At 38.6% G+C, this 18,250-nt stretch carries 17 protein-coding genes and 2 tRNA genes; 13 read left to right on the top strand and 6 right to left on the bottom strand.

Annotated elements, in window-relative coordinates; translation table 11 throughout:
* Nucleotides 1–12: 12 nt before the first annotated feature.
* The 4 genes from RCP16_RS13410 to arfA all read right to left on the bottom strand — a co-directional run bounded on the left by RCP16_RS13410 (nucleotide 13) and on the right by arfA (nucleotide 4,820).
* Entirely contained in the window at nucleotides 13–855 is an 843-nt protein-coding gene (locus RCP16_RS13410) for a carbohydrate ABC transporter permease (protein WP_069326116.1), read from the bottom strand.
* A gap of 28 nt (nucleotides 856–883) precedes the next feature.
* A complete protein-coding gene (locus RCP16_RS13405; protein WP_069326115.1) occupies nucleotides 884–1,774 on the bottom strand; it encodes a carbohydrate ABC transporter permease in 891 nt (296 codons plus the stop codon).
* A gap of 117 nt (nucleotides 1,775–1,891) precedes the next feature.
* Complete coding sequence (locus RCP16_RS13400; RefSeq protein WP_069326114.1) at nucleotides 1,892–3,235, bottom strand: ABC transporter substrate-binding protein; 1,344 nt, start codon at nucleotides 3,233–3,235, stop codon at nucleotides 1,892–1,894.
* A gap of 97 nt (nucleotides 3,236–3,332) precedes the next feature.
* Nucleotides 3,333–4,820: an arabinosylfuranosidase ArfA gene (arfA, locus tag RCP16_RS13395; protein ID WP_069326191.1), complete on the bottom strand. Its 1,488-nt coding sequence runs from the start codon at nucleotides 4,818–4,820 to the stop codon at nucleotides 3,333–3,335.
* 249 nt (nucleotides 4,821–5,069) lie between these two features.
* Here arfA and RCP16_RS13390 point away from each other — a divergent pair, with 249 nt between their 5' ends.
* The 10 genes from RCP16_RS13390 (at nucleotide 5,070) to RCP16_RS13345 (ending at nucleotide 15,087) form a co-directional block, all read left to right on the top strand.
* On the top strand, nucleotides 5,070–5,651 hold the full coding sequence (locus RCP16_RS13390) for a TetR/AcrR family transcriptional regulator (protein ID WP_241669302.1): 582 nt from the start codon (nucleotides 5,070–5,072) through the stop codon (nucleotides 5,649–5,651).
* 69 nt (nucleotides 5,652–5,720) lie between these two features.
* The gene (locus RCP16_RS13385; protein ID WP_308640507.1) at nucleotides 5,721–6,794 is read left to right on the top strand and encodes an SDR family oxidoreductase; all 1,074 of its coding nucleotides are present in this window, start codon (nucleotides 5,721–5,723) and stop codon (nucleotides 6,792–6,794) included.
* Between the two features lie 329 nt (nucleotides 6,795–7,123).
* On the top strand, nucleotides 7,124–7,609 hold the full coding sequence (gene fur, locus RCP16_RS13380; RefSeq protein WP_137222488.1) for a ferric iron uptake transcriptional regulator: 486 nt from the start codon (nucleotides 7,124–7,126) through the stop codon (nucleotides 7,607–7,609).
* A gap of 183 nt (nucleotides 7,610–7,792) precedes the next feature.
* Nucleotides 7,793–9,049 (top strand): SPFH domain-containing protein, encoded by a 1,257-nt coding sequence (locus tag RCP16_RS13375; RefSeq protein ID WP_069326111.1) that lies wholly within the window; start codon nucleotides 7,793–7,795, stop codon nucleotides 9,047–9,049.
* 1 nt (nucleotide 9,050) lies between these two features.
* A complete protein-coding gene (locus tag RCP16_RS13370) occupies nucleotides 9,051–9,806 on the top strand; it encodes a hypothetical protein (RefSeq protein ID WP_308640506.1) in 756 nt (251 codons plus the stop codon).
* A 62-nt stretch (nucleotides 9,807–9,868) separates the two neighbouring features.
* Entirely contained in the window at nucleotides 9,869–10,429 is a 561-nt protein-coding gene (locus RCP16_RS13365; RefSeq protein ID WP_308640505.1) for a hypothetical protein, read from the top strand.
* Between the two features lie 249 nt (nucleotides 10,430–10,678).
* Nucleotides 10,679–11,866 (top strand): alanine racemase, encoded by a 1,188-nt coding sequence (alr, locus tag RCP16_RS13360; protein WP_069326108.1) that lies wholly within the window; start codon nucleotides 10,679–10,681, stop codon nucleotides 11,864–11,866.
* 221 nt (nucleotides 11,867–12,087) lie between these two features.
* Complete coding sequence (locus RCP16_RS13355) at nucleotides 12,088–12,369, top strand: CopG family ribbon-helix-helix protein (protein WP_069326107.1); 282 nt, start codon at nucleotides 12,088–12,090, stop codon at nucleotides 12,367–12,369.
* Nucleotides 12,370–12,372: 3 nt separating this feature from the next.
* A complete protein-coding gene (locus tag RCP16_RS13350) occupies nucleotides 12,373–12,723 on the top strand; it encodes a type II toxin-antitoxin system PemK/MazF family toxin (protein WP_069326106.1) in 351 nt (116 codons plus the stop codon).
* 138 nt (nucleotides 12,724–12,861) lie between these two features.
* Nucleotides 12,862–15,087, top strand: coding sequence for a Tex family protein (locus RCP16_RS13345; protein WP_308640504.1), 2,226 nt, complete (start codon nucleotides 12,862–12,864; stop codon nucleotides 15,085–15,087).
* An 89-nt stretch (nucleotides 15,088–15,176) separates the two neighbouring features.
* On the opposite strand, the gene RCP16_RS13340 is transcribed toward RCP16_RS13345, so the two are convergent.
* Nucleotides 15,177–15,542: a hydrolase/acyltransferase gene (locus RCP16_RS13340; protein WP_137222081.1), complete on the bottom strand. Its 366-nt coding sequence runs from the start codon at nucleotides 15,540–15,542 to the stop codon at nucleotides 15,177–15,179.
* Between the two features lie 186 nt (nucleotides 15,543–15,728).
* On the opposite strand from RCP16_RS13340, the gene RCP16_RS13335 reads away from it, so the two are divergent.
* The 3 genes from RCP16_RS13335 (at nucleotide 15,729) to RCP16_RS13325 (ending at nucleotide 16,423) form a co-directional block, all read left to right on the top strand.
* Nucleotides 15,729–16,214, top strand: a complete 486-nt coding sequence (locus RCP16_RS13335) for a SprT family protein (RefSeq protein WP_308640503.1) — start codon at nucleotides 15,729–15,731, stop codon at nucleotides 16,212–16,214.
* 39 nt (nucleotides 16,215–16,253) lie between these two features.
* Nucleotides 16,254–16,329 (top strand) — tRNA-Asn (locus RCP16_RS13330).
* A 2-nt stretch (nucleotides 16,330–16,331) separates the two neighbouring features.
* Nucleotides 16,332–16,423: transfer RNA gene (locus tag RCP16_RS13325), tRNA-Ser, on the top strand.
* Nucleotides 16,424–16,600: 177 nt separating this feature from the next.
* On the opposite strand, the gene RCP16_RS13320 is transcribed toward RCP16_RS13325, so the two are convergent.
* Nucleotides 16,601–18,103 carry a cohesin domain-containing protein gene (locus tag RCP16_RS13320; RefSeq protein ID WP_308640502.1) on the bottom strand — a complete coding sequence of 501 codons (1,503 nt, stop codon included), beginning with the start codon at nucleotides 18,101–18,103 and terminating at the stop codon, nucleotides 16,601–16,603.
* Nucleotides 18,104–18,250 lie beyond the last annotated feature (147 nt).

The raw sequence follows: 18,250 nt of genomic DNA, 5'->3' as shown, positions 1-18,250 counted from the left end.
GAGTGCAGTTGATTATCCTTTTACACCTGAAATAGCGACAGACTCGATAATTTGACGCTGGAAGATCAAGAAAATAATCAAGATCGGTAACAACGATACTACAGATGCCGCCATGATTAATGGATAATCACTTTGGATCGCATAGTTAGCATTAAAGTTAGCAATAACGATCTGTAGCGTCTGAATTTCAGGAGAGTTCAGATACAGAATAGGAGGTAAGTAATCATTCCAGATCCCCATAAACCACAGAATTAACTGAGCTGCAATCGCTGGTTTGATCAATGGGAAAATAATACGGGCATAAATGCCGAAGTAAGAAGTTCCATCGATTTTGGCAGCTTCAATGATTGCATTTGGAATACTGTACAGATACTGTCTCAAGAAGAAGATCATAATAATATTACCGAATAACCCCGGTACAATCAGCGGTAATAGTGTATCGACCCATCCCCATTCAGAGAACATAATGAATTGAGAGATCATAACAGCTGGATACGGAATCATCATCGAAGAAAGCAATAGTAAAAAGATTTGATTTTTGTAAGGAAAACGTAATTTAGCAAAAGCGAAAGCGGCTAAGCTAGATGTAATCGTACCGATAATGGTTACAGTAAGCGCCACAATCAGACTGTTGATAATACCGCTTAATAATGGACCCGCTGTCCAAATTTCCTGATATTTATTAAAGTGGAACACAGCAGGAATCCAGTTCGGTGGAAGAGCAAATACATCTTGTCTGTCTTTAAATGAAGTAGAGACCATCCAGAGCAATGGAGCGATCATCACGATAGCTCCGATGCAGAGTAAAACAAAAATGAACGCATTACTTATCTTTTGTTGCTTGGTATGAACCATTCTGTAGTCACTCCTTTCGAGCTAGTAATCAATCGACATCAAAGCTGGAACGCTCATTCATTTTGAACTGAACCAATGTAATAATAAAGATAAATAGTCCTAAAATAACAGCCATTGCCGAAGCATAGCCCATTTGTAAGTTATCAAAAGCTTTCTGCCAGATGTAGAATACGATTGTAGCTGAGGAGAACTCAGGTCCGCCTGTAGGTGTCATAATATTAATCTCGGTGAAGATCTGAGATCCGCCGATAATATTCGTAACCACAAGGAAGAAAGTAACTGGTTTAACCATCGGCCATGTAATATGACGGAACATCTTGAATCCACTTGCGCCATCTAATTCAGCTGCTTCATAGTAGCTACGAGATACGCTTTGTAGAGCAGCTAGATAAAGAAGCATGGAGTAACCAAGACCTTTCCAGATCGTCATAATAATCAACGCTGGTTTGACTGTAGCTGTATTTGCAAGCCAGTTAGGGCCTTTGATTCCAAATAGATCAAGGAATTGATTGACCAGTCCATAATCGCCGTTATATGCCCACTGCCACAAGATAGAGATTGCAGCGAGTGAAGAGATAACCGGTACATAATAGATCACGCGGAATGTAGTGGTACCCGGAATTTTACGATTTAGACCTAATGCTAGTAGTAAAGAAATAACCAATCCAATCGGAATACCGATCATTAAGAATAAAGTGTTAAACATTGATTTGTAAAAGAAATCATCTGTCAAAATATCTTTGAAGTTATCCAACCCGATAAAGTTCATCTGTCCAAGTCCGTTCCAATCGGTAAATGATCCATATACCGAATATAAGGCAGGGTAAAGTGTGAACAGTAAGAAACCGACAACGGGTGGCAAAATAAACAAATAACCAAAATATTTTTCTTTACGATACAGATTAGATTTGGTTTTCATAATTCACCCCTAATTCATCTGGAATGAAAATGATGTTAGTCCCATTTGGATTTAGGGAAAGCTAACATCATTTTCACCATTCTCAAAATGGCTCTCATTTAGTGGAAGATTTAAAACTTATTTTTTAGATTTTTCATCCTGCTCGACGGCACGATCGAGTAGTTTTTGCATTTTAGGCTGTTCTTGTTTGACATAATCAGCAGCCGACATTTTACCATCAATAACAGGTTGAACATCAGTGAAGAATAGGTCATACCATTCTGCATTGTACGTATATTGACCTGGTAAAGGTCTGCCATATTCAGTTACGATTTTAATAAATTCTTCTTTGTTGGCTGGTTTAGTAGATGTATCAGCAGCCCATGTTTTCGCCATATCTTGTAAGTTCGGAATCTGTACGCCAGATTTCACCAATGCTTCTTGTCCTTCTTTAGAAGCGGACAAATAAGTCACTAATTTAGCAGCTAGTTCAGGATTAGCTGTTTTACTGGATACACCGATACCTAGACTACCGATCCATGTTGCTGTTTTGCCTGTAGAACCTGCTGGGTAAGGAATAAGATCATAATCAAATTTCAATTCACGATCATACGTGCTTAGATCCCAAGGTCCAACAGGGAAGAATGCAAGTTCGCCTCTCATCCAACGTTGGTACGTATCTAGTGTTTGTGCTTGCTCAATCGCAGGGGTGATTTTGTATTTGTTCTGCATATCTGCAAAGAATTGTAGAGCTTCGATAAATTTAGGCTCATCGATAGTTACTTTAGTATGTGTGCTATCAATCCAATCAGCGCCATTACTCCATACGAACGCTTGAAGCGCCCATTGTACGTTCAGTCCAGTACCAAATTGATCTAATTTGCCATCACCATCGGTATCTTTCGTTAGCTCTTGATTGACTTTGATAAATTCATCCCATGTATAAGGTTTGTTTTTGTCCGGCAGAGGGATGCCTGCTTTTTCAAACATGGTTTTGTTATAGCCGAGGGAGAAAGGACCCAAATCTTTAGGCAGTCCGTATAGTGCGCCTTTGCCCACTTCTTTACCATCGTAGCGATAGAAATTCACGCCATCTGCCCACATGTTTTTCAGGTCAACTTCTTTGTTGTTTTCGATATACTTGCTAATGTCTAATAAGATGTTGCTATTTACGTATGCTTTCAGATCAGCAGGATTGTAGAAGAATACATCAGGAATACTGTTTCCTGTAATCGCCGCTTGTAATTTAGTAGCATACTGATCACCTGTTGTCTGAATCACTTTAACCGTTACACCCGGATTATCTTTTTTAAATTCCTCGACAACCGCATTATATGCTTTTTGCTCATCCGGTCCACCACGGAACATAAATGTTAATTGATTAGGATCTGAATTTTTTTTGGAACCTCCACAGCCTGCAAGTACCAAAGACAACATCAACACACTCGCCAAGACAATCAGCCAACTTTTTTGACGCAACATAGTTTAAACCTCCCCTTAAATTTCAAAAAAGTAATACATAGACCACTGTACATATTCCAACCCAAATCGTATTGATTTTTATACAATAAGGCGAAGCTTACGCTTTACGTAGACGAATAACGTTCCATGAAGCTTTAGCAAGGCGAGCGGTTAACATTCCATCATCTAATTGAGATTGACCTCCGCGATGTGGAGCCACTTTTTCTTCATCTGCTGTGTTGACTGCTTTAAGATCATCATTTTCAAGTACAATATGTTCTTCGATCTGATAGCCTTCAAAAGAACGCACATCACAATTCAAGTCTAATGATTCGCTCAAATGACGGTTCAAAGCAAAGATCGTTAAGTATTCATTTTCCTCATCATATACAACAGCACTATCTAAGTAAGGAACATCGGTGTAATCACTAGCATCATACTTAGGAGAATCAACAACAGGCTTGAGGGATACCCCACGTCCGAAAGTAGAAGTGTGCATATATGGATAGAAAATCGTTTGCTTCCATACACGTCCGCCATCTTCTGTCATAATCGGAGCGATAACGTTGACCAATTGAGCCAGACAAGCCATTTTCACACGATCAGCATGACGCAAGAAAGTAAGTAACATACTGCCGACTAACAAAGCATCTTCAAAGTTATACACATCTTCCAATTGTGGTGGAGCAATACTCCAAGGGTCCATTTTGCTATCTGCTTCATTGGAGTGATACCATACATTCCATTCATCAAAGCTCAAATTCATTGTTTTTTTGCTGCGTTTTTTGGCTTTGATGTAATCACATGTAGAGATAACAGTATGAATAAAATGATCCATATCCATCGAGCGAGCTAGATAATCAGCAGTATTATTAGTAGGGTTACCATAATATTGATGAAGAGAAATATAATCTACTGCTTCGTACGTATGATCCAGTGTTGTTGCTTCCCATTCTGGGAATGTAGGCATGCCTGTATTGGAACTTCCGCAAGCCACCAATTCAATACTTGAATCGACCTGACGCATTGCTTTAGCCGTTTCAAGTGCTAATCTACCGTACTCGTCCGCTGTTTTGTGACCAATTTGCCAAGGACCATCCATTTCATTACCAAGACACCATGTTTTGATATTGTAAGGATCGCTTGCACCATGTTGTTTACGTAGATCGCTGTAATAAGAATTGCCCGGGTGATTACAGTACTCGATTAGATTACGAGCAGCATCAATACCACGTGTTCCCAAATTGACAGCCATCATGACCTCGGAACCGGCTTCTTTTGCCCATTTCATAAATTCATTGGTACCCACTTCGTTAGGCTCAACCGTTTTCCATGCTAACTCTAGGCGCTTCGGTCTAGATTCAACAGGTCCAACGCCATCTTCCCAATTGTAACCGGATACAAAATTACCGCCAGGATAACGAATAATAGGCACTTGTAGCTCTTGTATCAATTGTTTGACATCATTACGGAAACCGCTTTCATCTGCGGACGCATGAGAAGGATCATATATACCACCATATACGGCACGACCTAAGTGCTCGATAAAGGAACCATAAATGCGTTTATCAACTTCAGCGATACGAAAAGCTTTATCCACGACCATTTTGGCTTTAAGGTTAGACTGTGACAATAATATTCATCCTTTCTTTAATCCATCATCAATAATGATAACGCTTCATTTGGATACTTCTTGCATAATTTAACAAAGCAAATGTAGCATATATTTTTTACCCAGTCAATAATAATATTAATAATTAACATAAACATTAACTAAAATAAATATATAAATGATAGGCCTGTACAAAGCAATAACAGTTGACAATATTAAGATTAGTACCGTACAGTACTAATTATGATTAAAAAAAATAAAACCTCAAATCGTGATCTCATTTTACAGTTGTCAACGGAATTGTTTTTACAAAAAGGATATTTAGCAACAGGTATGGATGAGATCGTAGCAGTAAGCAAAGTTTCTAAAACGAATATTTATTATCATTTTGCAAGTAAAGAAGAACTGTTAGCAGCTATTATTCATCAACTGATCACACAATATACAGAGAAGATTACACAGATTGCTGCTCAGCATGATCAATCGGTATGGGAACGTCTACAACGATTTACGGAGCTTCTAATCATGGAAGAAGTCGATTGTTTGGGAGGCTGTCCATTTTTAACATTGTACACACAGACTCCTATAGAAGCAGAACATATCCGCAATGCGATCAAGCAGTTTTTTGAACAGCAAGTGATCGTGGTCGAACAATTGATTATTGAAGGGATACAGCGTAAGGAATTTAATGAGTCTTTGCAACCGCCTGCTGTTGCCTCATTAATCGTATCTACTATAGAAGGAGGACTATTTTTAGGTCATGTTCATCAGAACCCGCAAATGATTCGATCCTCACTTTTTGCTTTGGCAACCATGCTGAAGTAATTTTTTTGAATATATTAGTACAGATCGGTACTAAATTAAAAATGAATAGATATTGATGAGGAGACGAATATGCATACTTTATTTTTGACAGGTGCAACAGGGTTTATTGGCAAGGCACTATTGGAAAAATGTTTGGCAACCGATTATCGCATCATTGTACTGGTTCGTTCTTTACAACGATGGAAAGAGTGGAAGACATTACAGAAGTGGAAAGATAGTTCGTCAATTCTCGCAATAAAAGGCGATCTTGGATTACCGCACTTAGGTTTGTCTAATGAAGATTGGGAGCTGGCGATGGAGGCAGATACGATTATTCATGCAGGTGGCCCGATGGATATTTTACTTCATTCCGATCAAGCGTATTCTGCTTTTATGCAAGGAGCTATCCATATTGCAGAGTTAGCGAGCGAGATTCATCAAGCTCATTCTTTAAAGCAATTTATTCATATCGTAGGTTATAAAAGTCCGGTCACTGAAGAACATATCCAGTTTCCAGAACGATTGGATCAATTATTACAACATGAAGCTTCTTATGAACAGATGAAGTTCAAAGCCGATGCTTATATTCGTCAGCAATCATTACAACATCGATTTCCATTATCCATTATTCATCCAGGAGTCGTGATTGGAGATTCGATAACAGGCACTACACCGCAATTAGGAGGACTTGGCATTGTAGTCGATGCTGTACGTAAAGGAAAGATGCGTATTGTACCGGGTGGAAAACGTCACTGGTTACCTTTAGTCCATGTTGATTATATCGCTGATTTTCTGATTTGTTTATTATTGGAAGAGCAACATTCACAATTACCTCATATGCAAGCATACTATTTATTAAATCGTCCTGAACATACCTATAATATCAAGCAATTGGTGAAGCAGATCAGTTTAGAATTGAATGCTCCTCAACCTATTTTATCTGTTCCACCTTACGTAGCTAAATACATACTGAGTACATCGCTCGGGCAAAAGCTAGGTGTACCGGCAGCTTCTATTGGTTTTATCGTCGAGCAACAATATCCGTTAGAATCAGTACGCCAGATCGAAGCTAAATATGGTATTCAATCTACAATTACTGTAAATGGATTGCAAAAAGTTATACAAGATCTGGATGCTCGTCTTCAACTTCAGACTCATGTATAAATGACAACGATAGAAATAAAATCGTTCATTAGTATAACGTCAAAAAAAGGATGAGAATCAATTTTAGATTCTCTCTTTTTTCATTGACGTTTTTTTGCATGAGAAATTTACTTTTTTATCCAATATGCTTTACAAGAGTGCTACATTTTAGTTATTATAGAATTATAATTATTCTAAGTATAAATACTGCATATTCATATCGTATTCTAATAATTTCATAATAAGTTGTGCTAGAACATATAGATTTATCGTGAAAATCAGATTATGCTCATCTTAGAATCTGTAGATATCTTGCAAATTTAACCGGAAGGTGTGAACACATAATGATACTGACAGAACAATTGAACCGGATTAAAGAGCGCTTAAAATCAAAAGGGTATAAACTGACACCTCAACGTGAAACGACTATTCGGGTATTACTCCAACATGAAAAAGATCATTTAAGTGCGGAAGAAGTATTTTTATTAGTGAAAGAACAATTTCCAGAAATCGGCATGGCGACGGTGTACCGTGTACTGGATCTTTTGAACGAACTGCATGTTGTACAAAAAGTGAATTTTGGCGATGGAGCCGCTCGATTTGACCTTCGTCAAGCGAATAGCCCCCATTTACATCATCATTTAATCTGTACCGAATGCGGGAATGTGGAAGAAATTATGGATGACTGGTTATTGCCACTTGAGAAACGGATTGAACGAGAATATGGTTTCACTGTCACCGATCATCGTCTTGATTTTCAGGGCATATGCACAGAATGTCGTGTCAAAGAACGTGATAAAAATAAGTCCAACAACAAATGTAAAGCTGTATCTTAATCCCAGAAAGAGCCATTAATGGCTCTTTTTTTGCGTTCATCTTTATTTTCACAAATACGCAACCGAAATATAGCTTATATCGACAATATAGACTGCCCTTAATTTGCCAAAATTGAGACTTATCTCATAGGTCGTACGTATGTAATAATAAAATAGAGATAGATAAAGAAAAGGGGAAGAAAGATGGCATTAGTAGAAGTAATTAAGTACGACGGTACACCCGATGTATACGCTTGGAAGCATCCGAATGAAGAGTTAGGCACTTGGACACAATTGATCGTTAACGAGTCTCAAGAAGCGATACTGTACAAAGGTGGTAAAGCGTTTGATACTTTTGGATCAGGTCGACATACACTCAGTACACTGAATATTCCTTTGCTTAATAACATCGTTAATATTCCATTTGGTGGACATTCTCCTTTTGCAGCAGAGATATGGTATGTCAATCGGGTAAGCAATTTAGATATGAAATGGGGCACAACTGCACCTATTCAACTACAAGATCCTAAATATAAAATTATTATTCCAGTACGTGCTTTTGGACAGATGGGTATTCGTATCGAAGATTCACGTAAATTTCTGGTGAAATTAGTCGGTACACTATCTCAATTTGATCAAGCCGATATTTCAAGATATTTCCGTGGATTGTTGTTAATGAATATCAACGAAAGTATCTCGTCTTATCTGGTACACAAGCAGATTAGTATACTGGAGATTAATGCTTACATAAGCGAGATTTCCAATCATGTCAAAGAAAAAATGATGCCTGTTTTCGCAGAATTTGGTATTGAAATCGTGAACTTATATATGGATTCAGTTAATACACCGGATGATGATCCTTCTGTCAAAAGATTGCAAGAAGCCTTAGCACGTAAAGCAGAGATGGATATCGTTGGATATACGTATCAACAAGAACGAAGCTTTGATACGTTAGAAGGAGCTGCCAAAAATGAAGGGAGTACACAAGCAGGGCTAATGGGTGCTGGACTAGGCATGGGTATGGGCTTTGGTTTGGGTGGTGCTTTTGGGCAAGGGATGGCAGGTCTTGGTCGAGTAATGGATGTAACGGGTGGAACAGGAAATGTTCAATTTAATGATTCAACATCTTCTCATTCCAATACACAACATACGTGTGATAAATGCAGTCAACCACTCACACCGGGTTCCAAATTTTGCGCGCATTGTGGAGATAAATATAACTCTTGCGATCAATGTGGCGCAGACAATCCAGAAGGTGCAACACAATGTAAAAGCTGTGGTAAAGCATTTGCTAAGCCTTGTCGTAGTTGCGGTGCTGCACTTCAAGCAGGTGTGAAATTCTGTCCAGAATGTGGAGCATCGGCAGTGATGACGTGTAGCAGTTGTGGTCATGCTGTTCAGCCAGGTCAAAAGTTCTGTCCGGAATGTGGTCAACGTGTCACACCAGAAGGAGAACAATAAGATGACCGATAATCGCTTAGGGATCAAAATCATTACCTTACTGTATGGTGTTGTTTTGACGATTACTGTGATTGGCTTTTTTCTTCTAGCTTCTTTTCATATATTAGATGTTCGTTTTTGGGTTTCTTTAGCAACCGTTGTTTTAGCAGAAACGATAGTATGGTCTTTAGCAGGCTGGGGCGCACTACGAGCAGAGCAATTTAAAAAGACAGTACCTGCATTTCTAGGGTTAGTGGTTGTAGCTATTACGTATCAAGCATTAACAATCATGTATGCAGTATTGCTCTGGTTAGTGATCGCGGTACCGACCAGCTTATATATCTGGATTCAATTGATTACATTTGGTGCTGTATTTGTGATCGGCGGGTTATTGATCTGGTTTATGCAGACTGAACGTGGCATTGATAAAGAAGAACGAATGCAGATGCTCGGTATTCAAGAAATTCGATCCATACTCAATGAATCCAATCTGCAATTAAAAGGTTGGCAAGAACCTTATCGTAGTGAACTCAGACAGTTGTTAACTCAACTTGAAGAAAATGTACGCTTTAGTGATCCTGTGACTCATCCTGATATTTGGCAAGAAGAAGAGCAATTAGTGAATGAAGTCAGACGTTTACAAGAACAAATGATGCAGACCCCGATTGAAGATGAACACAAAGCTGTTCAACAGATACAGCATCTAAAATCAGTATTCGGATCTGTACAAGACTTACTTCAACAACGTAATCGTAAGCTTATTACTGTAAAGTCTTAATACACACAAGATAACGAAGTATTTCGATTAAAAAAAGATATAGATGTAAAGGAGTTAATCATATGGCAGCAGGAGTTATTATGTTGATGTTAGGATCACTTTTTATTTTTGGATTAGTTATATCTTTATTGAGCTATGCTACAAATCCTTCATTGGAAATATCTAATTTTTTCCTACCTAATTTACCAAATTTCATTATTAGTTTTTTATTTGTATTTTTTGGAATCAGATCTATTAAAAAATATAATCGTAAAATTGCTAAGCAAAAAGAATGGAATGGACATCAAAATTCATTGCCACGTAATCATGTAAATCCTAATCAGCAGATCAATACCACCACGTCGTATTCATCTACAACAACGACGACAAGTAACAGTAATGGCAATAGTACGACAACAACAGATTATAAAATCTTCAATCCTTTAGATCCCAAAACAGCACCTTATATGTCATGGCAACAGCAACAACGTCATCAGTCCATGAATGCATCAACAACACAACCTCCTGCTCCTAATCTTCAGCCTAAAAAGGTAGATTGTTCCGGTTGTGGAGCGATTTATACGATTGCACCGCATGAAAAGAAAGATTGTGAATATTGCGGTAACACCGTTGTGTATGAATAAAAAATGAAAAATTTTTAATTTTAAATGTAAATTTACAAAATACTCAAAATCCCGCTTCTATCGACCTTGAAGCGGGTAAATACTACGATATAAGACGAAACCGCAAGGCGCAACTGCACTACGGAACATCGTCTTTTTTAATATTCGCCTTGTTAATGTATCCAAGTGTAATTGACAGTTATCTTACTTCCGCATTAACATATATTTATTGCCCTTTATAGGCAAAAACGGATTAGAAGGTGACTGCAAGTGCAACAGTATCGAGCAACGAGAGCAGACATTAACTTGGATGCATTACGTACCAACTACGAAGCTTTTCGTGGAGCTTTATCTCCACAGACTCAATTGCTATGTTGTGTTAAAGGTAATGCCTATGGACACGGAGCAGTTGAAATTTCACGAGAATTGGAACGATTAGGTACGGACTATTTGAGTGTGGCATTTTTGGATGAAGCGATTGAGCTGCGTCAGCAAGGTATACGTATGCCTATTCTTGTTCTGGGCTATACCGGACCGGCAGGTATATCTGCTGCTTATGAATATGATATTACTCTTAATGTATTCACGGAAGATGTACTTGAAGCGATAGCTGGACTTGTGCTTGATTCTTCCGAACGCAAGCTTAAAGCTCATATCAAGATCGACAGCGGAATGGGAAGAATCGGTCTTTTGACTAATGTGGCAGTTGATTTTATTACTAGAGCTTTCAAAGTGCCACAACTTGAGATCGAAGGAATGTTTACCCATTTTGCCAAGGCGGATGAGTTTGACAAAAGTTATACATTGGAACAATACGAACGTTTTCAACAGGTTAACGTGCAATTACGTGAACTGGGTTATTCTATCCCTATCATACATACGGGGAACAGTGCTACCGCTATTGATACTCCTGAATTATCGCCTCAGATGGTTCGGATAGGTATTGCATTGTATGGGCTGTATCCTTCAGCTGAAGTGAACAAACAGGCGATAGAATTAACTCCAGTACTGACGCTCAAAACTGAAGTGACATACGTCAAACAACTTCCTGATCATTCTAAAGTAAGTTATGGCGGGAAATATGTTACTGAAAGTGATGAATATATTGCGACACTTCCTATCGGTTATGCGGACGGTTATTCTCGAATGTTAACGGGAGTGGCGGAAGTGTTAATTCGTGGTCGCCGTGTCCCTGTAGTAGGAACGATTTGTATGGACCAGTGCATGGTATCACTTAAATCTTTTGCTGAAGAAGCAGAAGAAATCCAAATCGGCGAAGAGGTTGTCTTAATTGGCAGACAGCATGATGCTGTCATTACTGCTGATGAGCTGGCATCGAAGCTCGGTACAATTCACTATGAAATCGTTTGTATGATTGCCGCTAGAGTGCCTCGTGCATACTACCGGAATAATGCCATTGTCACCCTTTGGAATCCCCTTACACATTTTACAAATTAATTTTGTGAATCAGAAGGAAACCGAATATTTACAGCGAATCTTACATAAGTATCAAGAAAGGTCTGTACGCACACGTATGATCTGGTTTATAATGATGGCAGCAAACTTGCCTCATATGTCGTATGTGTCGCAAAGACCAGAAAGTTAGATTCGTGCACAAAAGATACCAATACAGCCGCTATAGGGGTAGAGCTGGAAAAGGTTTTGGGGGTGCTTGACAGTTGGACAACATGCAAAATGCGCAGAGCATTATGATCCGTTTGCCGGATCAACTTCTGCAAGAAGTGGATGGTATCGCAGCTTTAGAAGATTCCGATCGCAGTGAATTAATCAGAAAAGCCACCAAAATTTATCTCACTGAACGCAAAAAGCGGTATATCCGTGAAGCGATGCAGCGTGGATATATGGAAATGGCTAAGATCAATCTGAGAATCGCTTGCGAAGCTTTTCATGCGGAGGAAGAGGCGGACATCACTCTGGACCGTTTAGTTAGCGGGGTGTAGACATTGATCGTAAAACGTGGCGATGTATTTTTTGCAGATTTATCGCCCGTCGTCGGCTCCGAACAGGGCGGCGTGAGGCCGGTTCTGGTTATCCAGAATGATATCGGCAACCGTTTCAGTCCAACGGTTATTGTGGCGGCAATTACAGCACAGATTCAAAAAGCCAAATTGCCAACACATGTAGAGATCGACGCTAAATCTCATGGGTTTGACAGAGATTCCGTTATTTTGCTGGAACAGATTCGAACTATTGATAAACAGCGTCTAACTGATAAGATTACACATCTGGATGAAGAAACCATGCGTCGTGTACACGATGCGCTCCAGATCAGTTTAGGCTTAGTTGAATTTTAAGCCTAACTTGCAATTTCAACCCGGTGCTATCACCGGGTTTTTTTGTATTCAGGTGGAAATCAAAGACATTGTCTGAGATAATAAAAGTATGATGCGAGGAATCTCCGTTGTAAGGGAGAAGAGAAAGAGGGATAGGATTTGTCTGAACAAAAAGTAATCACAGAAGAACAAGCCAAAGTCACCGAACAGCAAGTTCGTGAACAAATTATTAAACAAATCGCAAGCGAATTACAAATTTCATTAAAACAAATTCGCACAACGATTGATTTATTGTCAGAAGGCAATACGATTCCATTTATTGCACGTTATCGTAAAGAAATGACCGGCGAGCTAGATGAAAATGAATTGCGAGATATCGAAGAACGTCATCAGTATTTGCGTAATTTGCAAGAACGTAAAGATGAAGTGCTACGGATTATTAGTGAACAAGATAAATTAACCGAAGAGTTAGCGACTGCTATTCAAAGTGCAGCTAAATTACAAGTGGTTGAAGATTTGTACCGTCCGTATCGTCAAAAGCGCAAAACACGTGCAAGTGTTGCCAAAGAAAAAGGGTTAGAGCCACTGTCCAATTGGATAATGGAGCAACACGCAAGCCCTGCACCACTCGTGGAAGCAGAACGTTACGTAGATGCTGACAAAGGTGTAGAAGATGCGAACCAAGCTCTACAAGGCGCTATGGATATTATTGCAGAAAGTCTATCGGATGATGCGAATCTGCGTACATGGATTAGAAGATACACACTTGATCAAGGGATACTGGTTACAGAAGCCAAAGCGCCTACGGAAGAGTCTGTATATGAAATGTATTATAGCTATCGTGAATTAGCTAAAAAAATGCCACCTCACCGTATCTTAGCGATCAATCGTGGAGAACGTGAAAATATTTTAAAAGTACAACTGGAAGTTCAACCGGAATCTATTCATCGGTATATGGAAAAGCAGGTTGTTAAAGGTTATTCTGCTGTTCGCGATCTATTGATCAATGTGATCGAAGATGCTTACAAACGTCTGATTGCGCCATCGATTGAACGTGAAGTACGTGCAGAATTAACAGAAAAAGGTGATCAGCAAGCCATCTCTATTTTCGCTGGCAATCTTCGCAATCTGTTGCTACAAGCACCGATCAAAGAAAAACGTGTACTTGGTGTCGATCCAGCTTACCGGACAGGTTGTAAATTAGCAGCAGTAGATGGTACAGGTAAATTACTTGAAGTTGAAGTAACGTATCCAACTCCACCACATAACAAAAAGCGTGAAGCTGCTGACATATTCCGCCGTATGATCAAGCAGTATGATATTGAATTGATCGTTATTGGTAACGGAACCGCTTCTCGTGAATCCGAACAGTTTGTCGCTGAATTGATTCAAGAGATTACAGATCAAGAACTATCGTATTTGATCGTCAGTGAAGCAGGAGCAAGTGTATATTCCGCTTCCAAACTCGCTCAAGAAGAATTCCCTGATCTGGATGTAGCTCAGCGTAGTGCAGCTTCTATCGCTCGTCGTGTTCAAGATCCATTAGCTGAATTGGTCAAAATCGATCCAAAAGCAATCGGTGTAGGGCAATACCAGCATGATGTCTCTCAAAAACATCTGGAGAGCAGTCTAAAAGCCGTTGTAGAGTCCGCAGTTAACCATGTTGGAGTAGATGTGAATACAGCTTCTCCATCGCTGTTATCGTATGTAGCAGGCGTTAATGCAACGATTGCTAAAAACATCGTAAAATACCGTGAAGAAAATGGTAAATTTACAAGTCGCAAACAACTGCAAAAAGTACCACGTTTGGGTGCGAAGTCGCTACAGCAATGTGTAGGCTTTTTACGAATCAATGGTGGCGAAAATCCACTCGATTACACATCGATTCATCCAGAGTCTTATGCAGCTACAACCAAATTGCTTAAATCGTTAAAAGTTACACCTGAGCAATTAGGTACACCTGAAGCAGTAGAAGCATTATCTAATGTCGATGTAGAGCAAGCTTCAGAAACATTGGATATTGGTGTTCCAACATTACGTGATATTTTGGATAGTTTACAACGTCCAGGTCGTGATCCGCGTGACGAATTGCCATTGCCTATTTTCCGCACCGATGTGTTGAAAATTGAAGATCTATCGCCAGGGATGGAACTACAAGGAACGGTTCGTAATGTTATTGATTTTGGTGCCTTTGTTGATATTGGTATCAAAAACGATGGATTGGTACACATTTCACAATTGAGTAACAGCTTTGTGAAGCATCCGATGGATGTGGTATCTATCGGGGATAATGTAACAGTATGGGTTCTAAATATCGATCATAAAAAAGGTCGTGTAGGCTTGACGATGCGCAAGTCCTCTGCGGATGAAGCTGCTCAAGCATAAAGATAATTTAAAAAGCGTACATTCTTCGAATTATTGTTCGAAAAGTGTACGCTTTTTGCTATAGAGAGATCATGATTGAAAAGAAATCGTTAAGCTTGAGATTCTTCGTATTCTTCATACCATTGTTCTAATTGTGCTTGCAGTGCCCGAATTTCTGTTAATAATGAGATTAGAGGATAATGATTTTCTTTGAGCATAGCAAAAGAATATTCTAATTCATTGATGTAGTCCAATCCACCTGTAATCGAAGCGGTCTCGTCTAATAATTCTAGCTGGTCACATTCAGCAATCGCACGAGGCAAAGAAGGAATATCTTTAGCTGTTAATTTACTGATTTCTTTATGTAGTCTGAGGTTAAGCGCACTTAATTGGTAAGCATAGTCAGCAGGCATTTCTATATAAGAAAGTTGTGAATCTTGTTGCAATAGCACATAACGCATGTTTGTAGCAGTCATGAGTAGATTCTCCTTTAAATATCAAATAGGTTATATAATTTATACTTGAAGTGTAGCTTAGAATAAAGTTAAAATTCAAGAGAAGAGATTATATTTATAATAAATATAGATTAACGGCAACAATCGAATGAAGTAAAAGGATAGTTATACAGAGTAAAACCGATACAAAGGAGAGCAATAGTGTCCATGACGAACGAAGAATTACAAACTTGGGTAGAACAACTTTCGCTGGAACATTTCGAATGGCCTTTTCGACATCGTGCTGTATTCAACGCTAGATTACGTACTACAGGTGGACGTTATTTTTTGAGAAGTCATCATATAGAGATCAACCCACATCAACTAGAAGCATTTGGTATAGAAGAAGTGGAACGCATTATCAAACACGAGTTGTGTCATTATCATCTACATATTCATGGTATGGGCTATCGTCACCGGGATGCAGAGTTTAAATACTGGCTCAAACGTGTGGGTGGAAGCCGATACTGTCAGGCCCCACCAGCGATCGAGCAACAAAAACGAAAAGAACTGTATCGTTATAAGTTATTATGTACCTCTTGTCAGACTCAGTATTTGCGCAAACGTAAAATGAATCCAGACAAATATTGTTGTGGCAAATGCAGTGGTAAATTAACATTGGAACAGCTTGACTTGCCTCAGGAATCATGGTAAATTATTTCTTGTACTACCTATATTATTCTTTTTAGATATTCCCTGATAGCTCAGTTGGTAGAGCACTCGACTGTTAATCGAGTTGTCACAGGTTCGAGTCCTGTTCGGGGAGCCAATGGAGAGATACCCAAGTGGCTATAAGGGGACCCTCTGCTAAGGGGTTAGACTGCGTTAGCGGTGCGAGGGTTCGAATCCCTCTCTCTCCGCCATATAAGAATGAATAGAATAAGTAAGATCATAGGTACATACAAAAAAAGGATCAGCAATTGCTGGTTCTTTTTTATGTTTACAGATAGATAATAATATTTGTAGAAGTAGAAAAATAGGCATGAGATCCTTTCTATAATAGAAAGTGTCTCATGCCTATTTCTTTTTAAAAAATGAAATTATTTGTTAGGCGTATAATCAGCGTTAGTTAAGATTTGACCAACAATATAAACAAGGTCATCGTCACCAACTTGATCATCTTCTGTTTGGTCTGCATCGTGTAATGTTTTATCGGTATCTGCTGCATTTTGACCGAAGTAGAATGCATCAATAGACAGATCTAGAAGCGTATAAGAACCAGATCTATTCACGTCCAAAAAAGCTGGCTTTTCGATTAAGATCGTATCTTCTAAAGCATTAGCAGGAGCGATATCGTATTCATTAGTAGTATCTGCAATACGACCAGACAATGAATCAACTTTACCTGTACCGACAGCAATAGCTTTAAATTTCAATTTCAGAAATACAGTATCTGCGGAAATACCATAGTTTTTACCTTGGCTCGCTACAATAAAGCGAAGAGTTCCTTTTTTATCGTTTGTTTCATTATAGACTTTGTAACCAGGAACTTCAGTGTAGCCCAAGTATTCCATTAATGTCGCATCATAGTTCACAACAAAATCTTCTGCATAAATATTTGTTGCTTTTTTTAAAGATAAATCAGCAATAAAACCTTCGCCAACTTTAACTTTTTCTTTGTCGATCGTAACATCAAGTGTTGCTTGCTCATTAGGCTTCACTGCTGCGATTGGTGTAGCTGTTACTTCATTAGACACAGCACCTTCAGTAGTACCGTTTACGCCTGTGACTACATAGAAATAAGGAGTGCCATTAACAGCAGTTGTATCTGTGTAATACGTATTACCTGTTACATTGGTCGCTACATTCGTATAAGGACCACCTGTAGTTGTAGCACGTTTTACATTATAGCTAGTTGCATTATCTGCTGTTGACCAAGTGAGATCAACTTTAGCATCACCAGCAGTAGCTTTCAAAGTAGATTCTCCAATAAGTACAGCATTCTCATCATACGGAGCATATCCAGCTGGAATTATATTTTTGTATTTGAAAGGAGTAGCACCAAAATTAGCAGTAAAAGTACGTAATACTCCAGTTTCTCCACTTCCAATTAATGCATAAATTGGACCAGTTATATCTGTAGGATTGTATTTGAATGTTCCTTGAGATACACCATTGATGTACCATATCATATTGCTATTATCAATGTCTAAAGCAACAGAAATAATAGATTTTTTAGTAAATCTTGAACCATAAGGAATTCCAGGATCTTTATAGTTTTTAAAGATCAATGCTGTATGACCATAGTATGCAATAGTCTGCTTTTTATCTAATGAAGATATTCCGATTAATGAAGGGCTGTAAGCTTGACTACTATTATCACTAGTTATCTCAGTTTCCCAATACCACTTTCCTGAGGTTTTTGCTTGTGAAGCAATTTCAAAAGTTCCAGAACCAGATAAGGTTCTAACTAAAGAGCCATTAGACCACGTTACTGGTGGTGTAGCTGCTTGTGTTGCTGTTGGTAAAGCTGTAAGTACGGATACGGCTACAAACAAAACTGATAAAAATAAACTTAAATGACTAAAAATTCTCTTTTTCATAACTTCCCCCTGAAAATCTTTTTATTAACAAAAAGAATCATATAGGAATAAAGAACCTGTTGTCAAAACACTTATTACTAAATATGTAATAATGTACTTTTAATGTTTGATTATATGTTTCCTAATATGTATATAGTTGGATGAATA

The organism is Paenibacillus nuruki (assembly GCF_963311185.1).
GTDB lineage: Bacteria > Bacillota > Bacilli > Paenibacillales > Paenibacillaceae > Saccharibacillus > Saccharibacillus nuruki.
Note: the sequence above shows the minus strand (reverse complement) of the source record. Positions and strands in the feature narration are given on the sequence as shown.

Coding starts and splice junctions, on each gene's coding strand:
- RCP16_RS13410 (WP_069326116.1), bottom strand. CDS start 855: ATGGTTCATACCAAGCAACAAAAGATAAGTAATGCGTTCATTTTTGTT.
- RCP16_RS13405 (WP_069326115.1), bottom strand. CDS start 1,774: ATGAAAACCAAATCTAATCTGTATCGTAAAGAAAAATATTTTGGTTAT.
- RCP16_RS13400 (WP_069326114.1), bottom strand. CDS start 3,235: ATGTTGCGTCAAAAAAGTTGGCTGATTGTCTTGGCGAGTGTGTTGATG.
- arfA (WP_069326191.1), bottom strand. CDS start 4,820: ATGGTCGTGGATAAAGCTTTTCGTATCGCTGAAGTTGATAAACGCATT.
- RCP16_RS13390 (WP_241669302.1), top strand. CDS start 5,070: ATGATTAAAAAAAATAAAACCTCAAATCGTGATCTCATTTTACAGTTG.
- RCP16_RS13385 (WP_308640507.1), top strand. CDS start 5,721: ATGCATACTTTATTTTTGACAGGTGCAACAGGGTTTATTGGCAAGGCA.
- RCP16_RS13375 (WP_069326111.1), top strand. CDS start 7,793: ATGGCATTAGTAGAAGTAATTAAGTACGACGGTACACCCGATGTATAC.
- RCP16_RS13370 (WP_308640506.1), top strand. CDS start 9,051: ATGACCGATAATCGCTTAGGGATCAAAATCATTACCTTACTGTATGGT.
- RCP16_RS13365 (WP_308640505.1), top strand. CDS start 9,869: ATGGCAGCAGGAGTTATTATGTTGATGTTAGGATCACTTTTTATTTTT.
- RCP16_RS13340 (WP_137222081.1), bottom strand. CDS start 15,542: ATGACTGCTACAAACATGCGTTATGTGCTATTGCAACAAGATTCACAA.
- RCP16_RS13335 (WP_308640503.1), top strand. CDS start 15,729: ATGACGAACGAAGAATTACAAACTTGGGTAGAACAACTTTCGCTGGAA.
- RCP16_RS13320 (WP_308640502.1), bottom strand. CDS start 18,103: ATGAAAAAGAGAATTTTTAGTCATTTAAGTTTATTTTTATCAGTTTTG.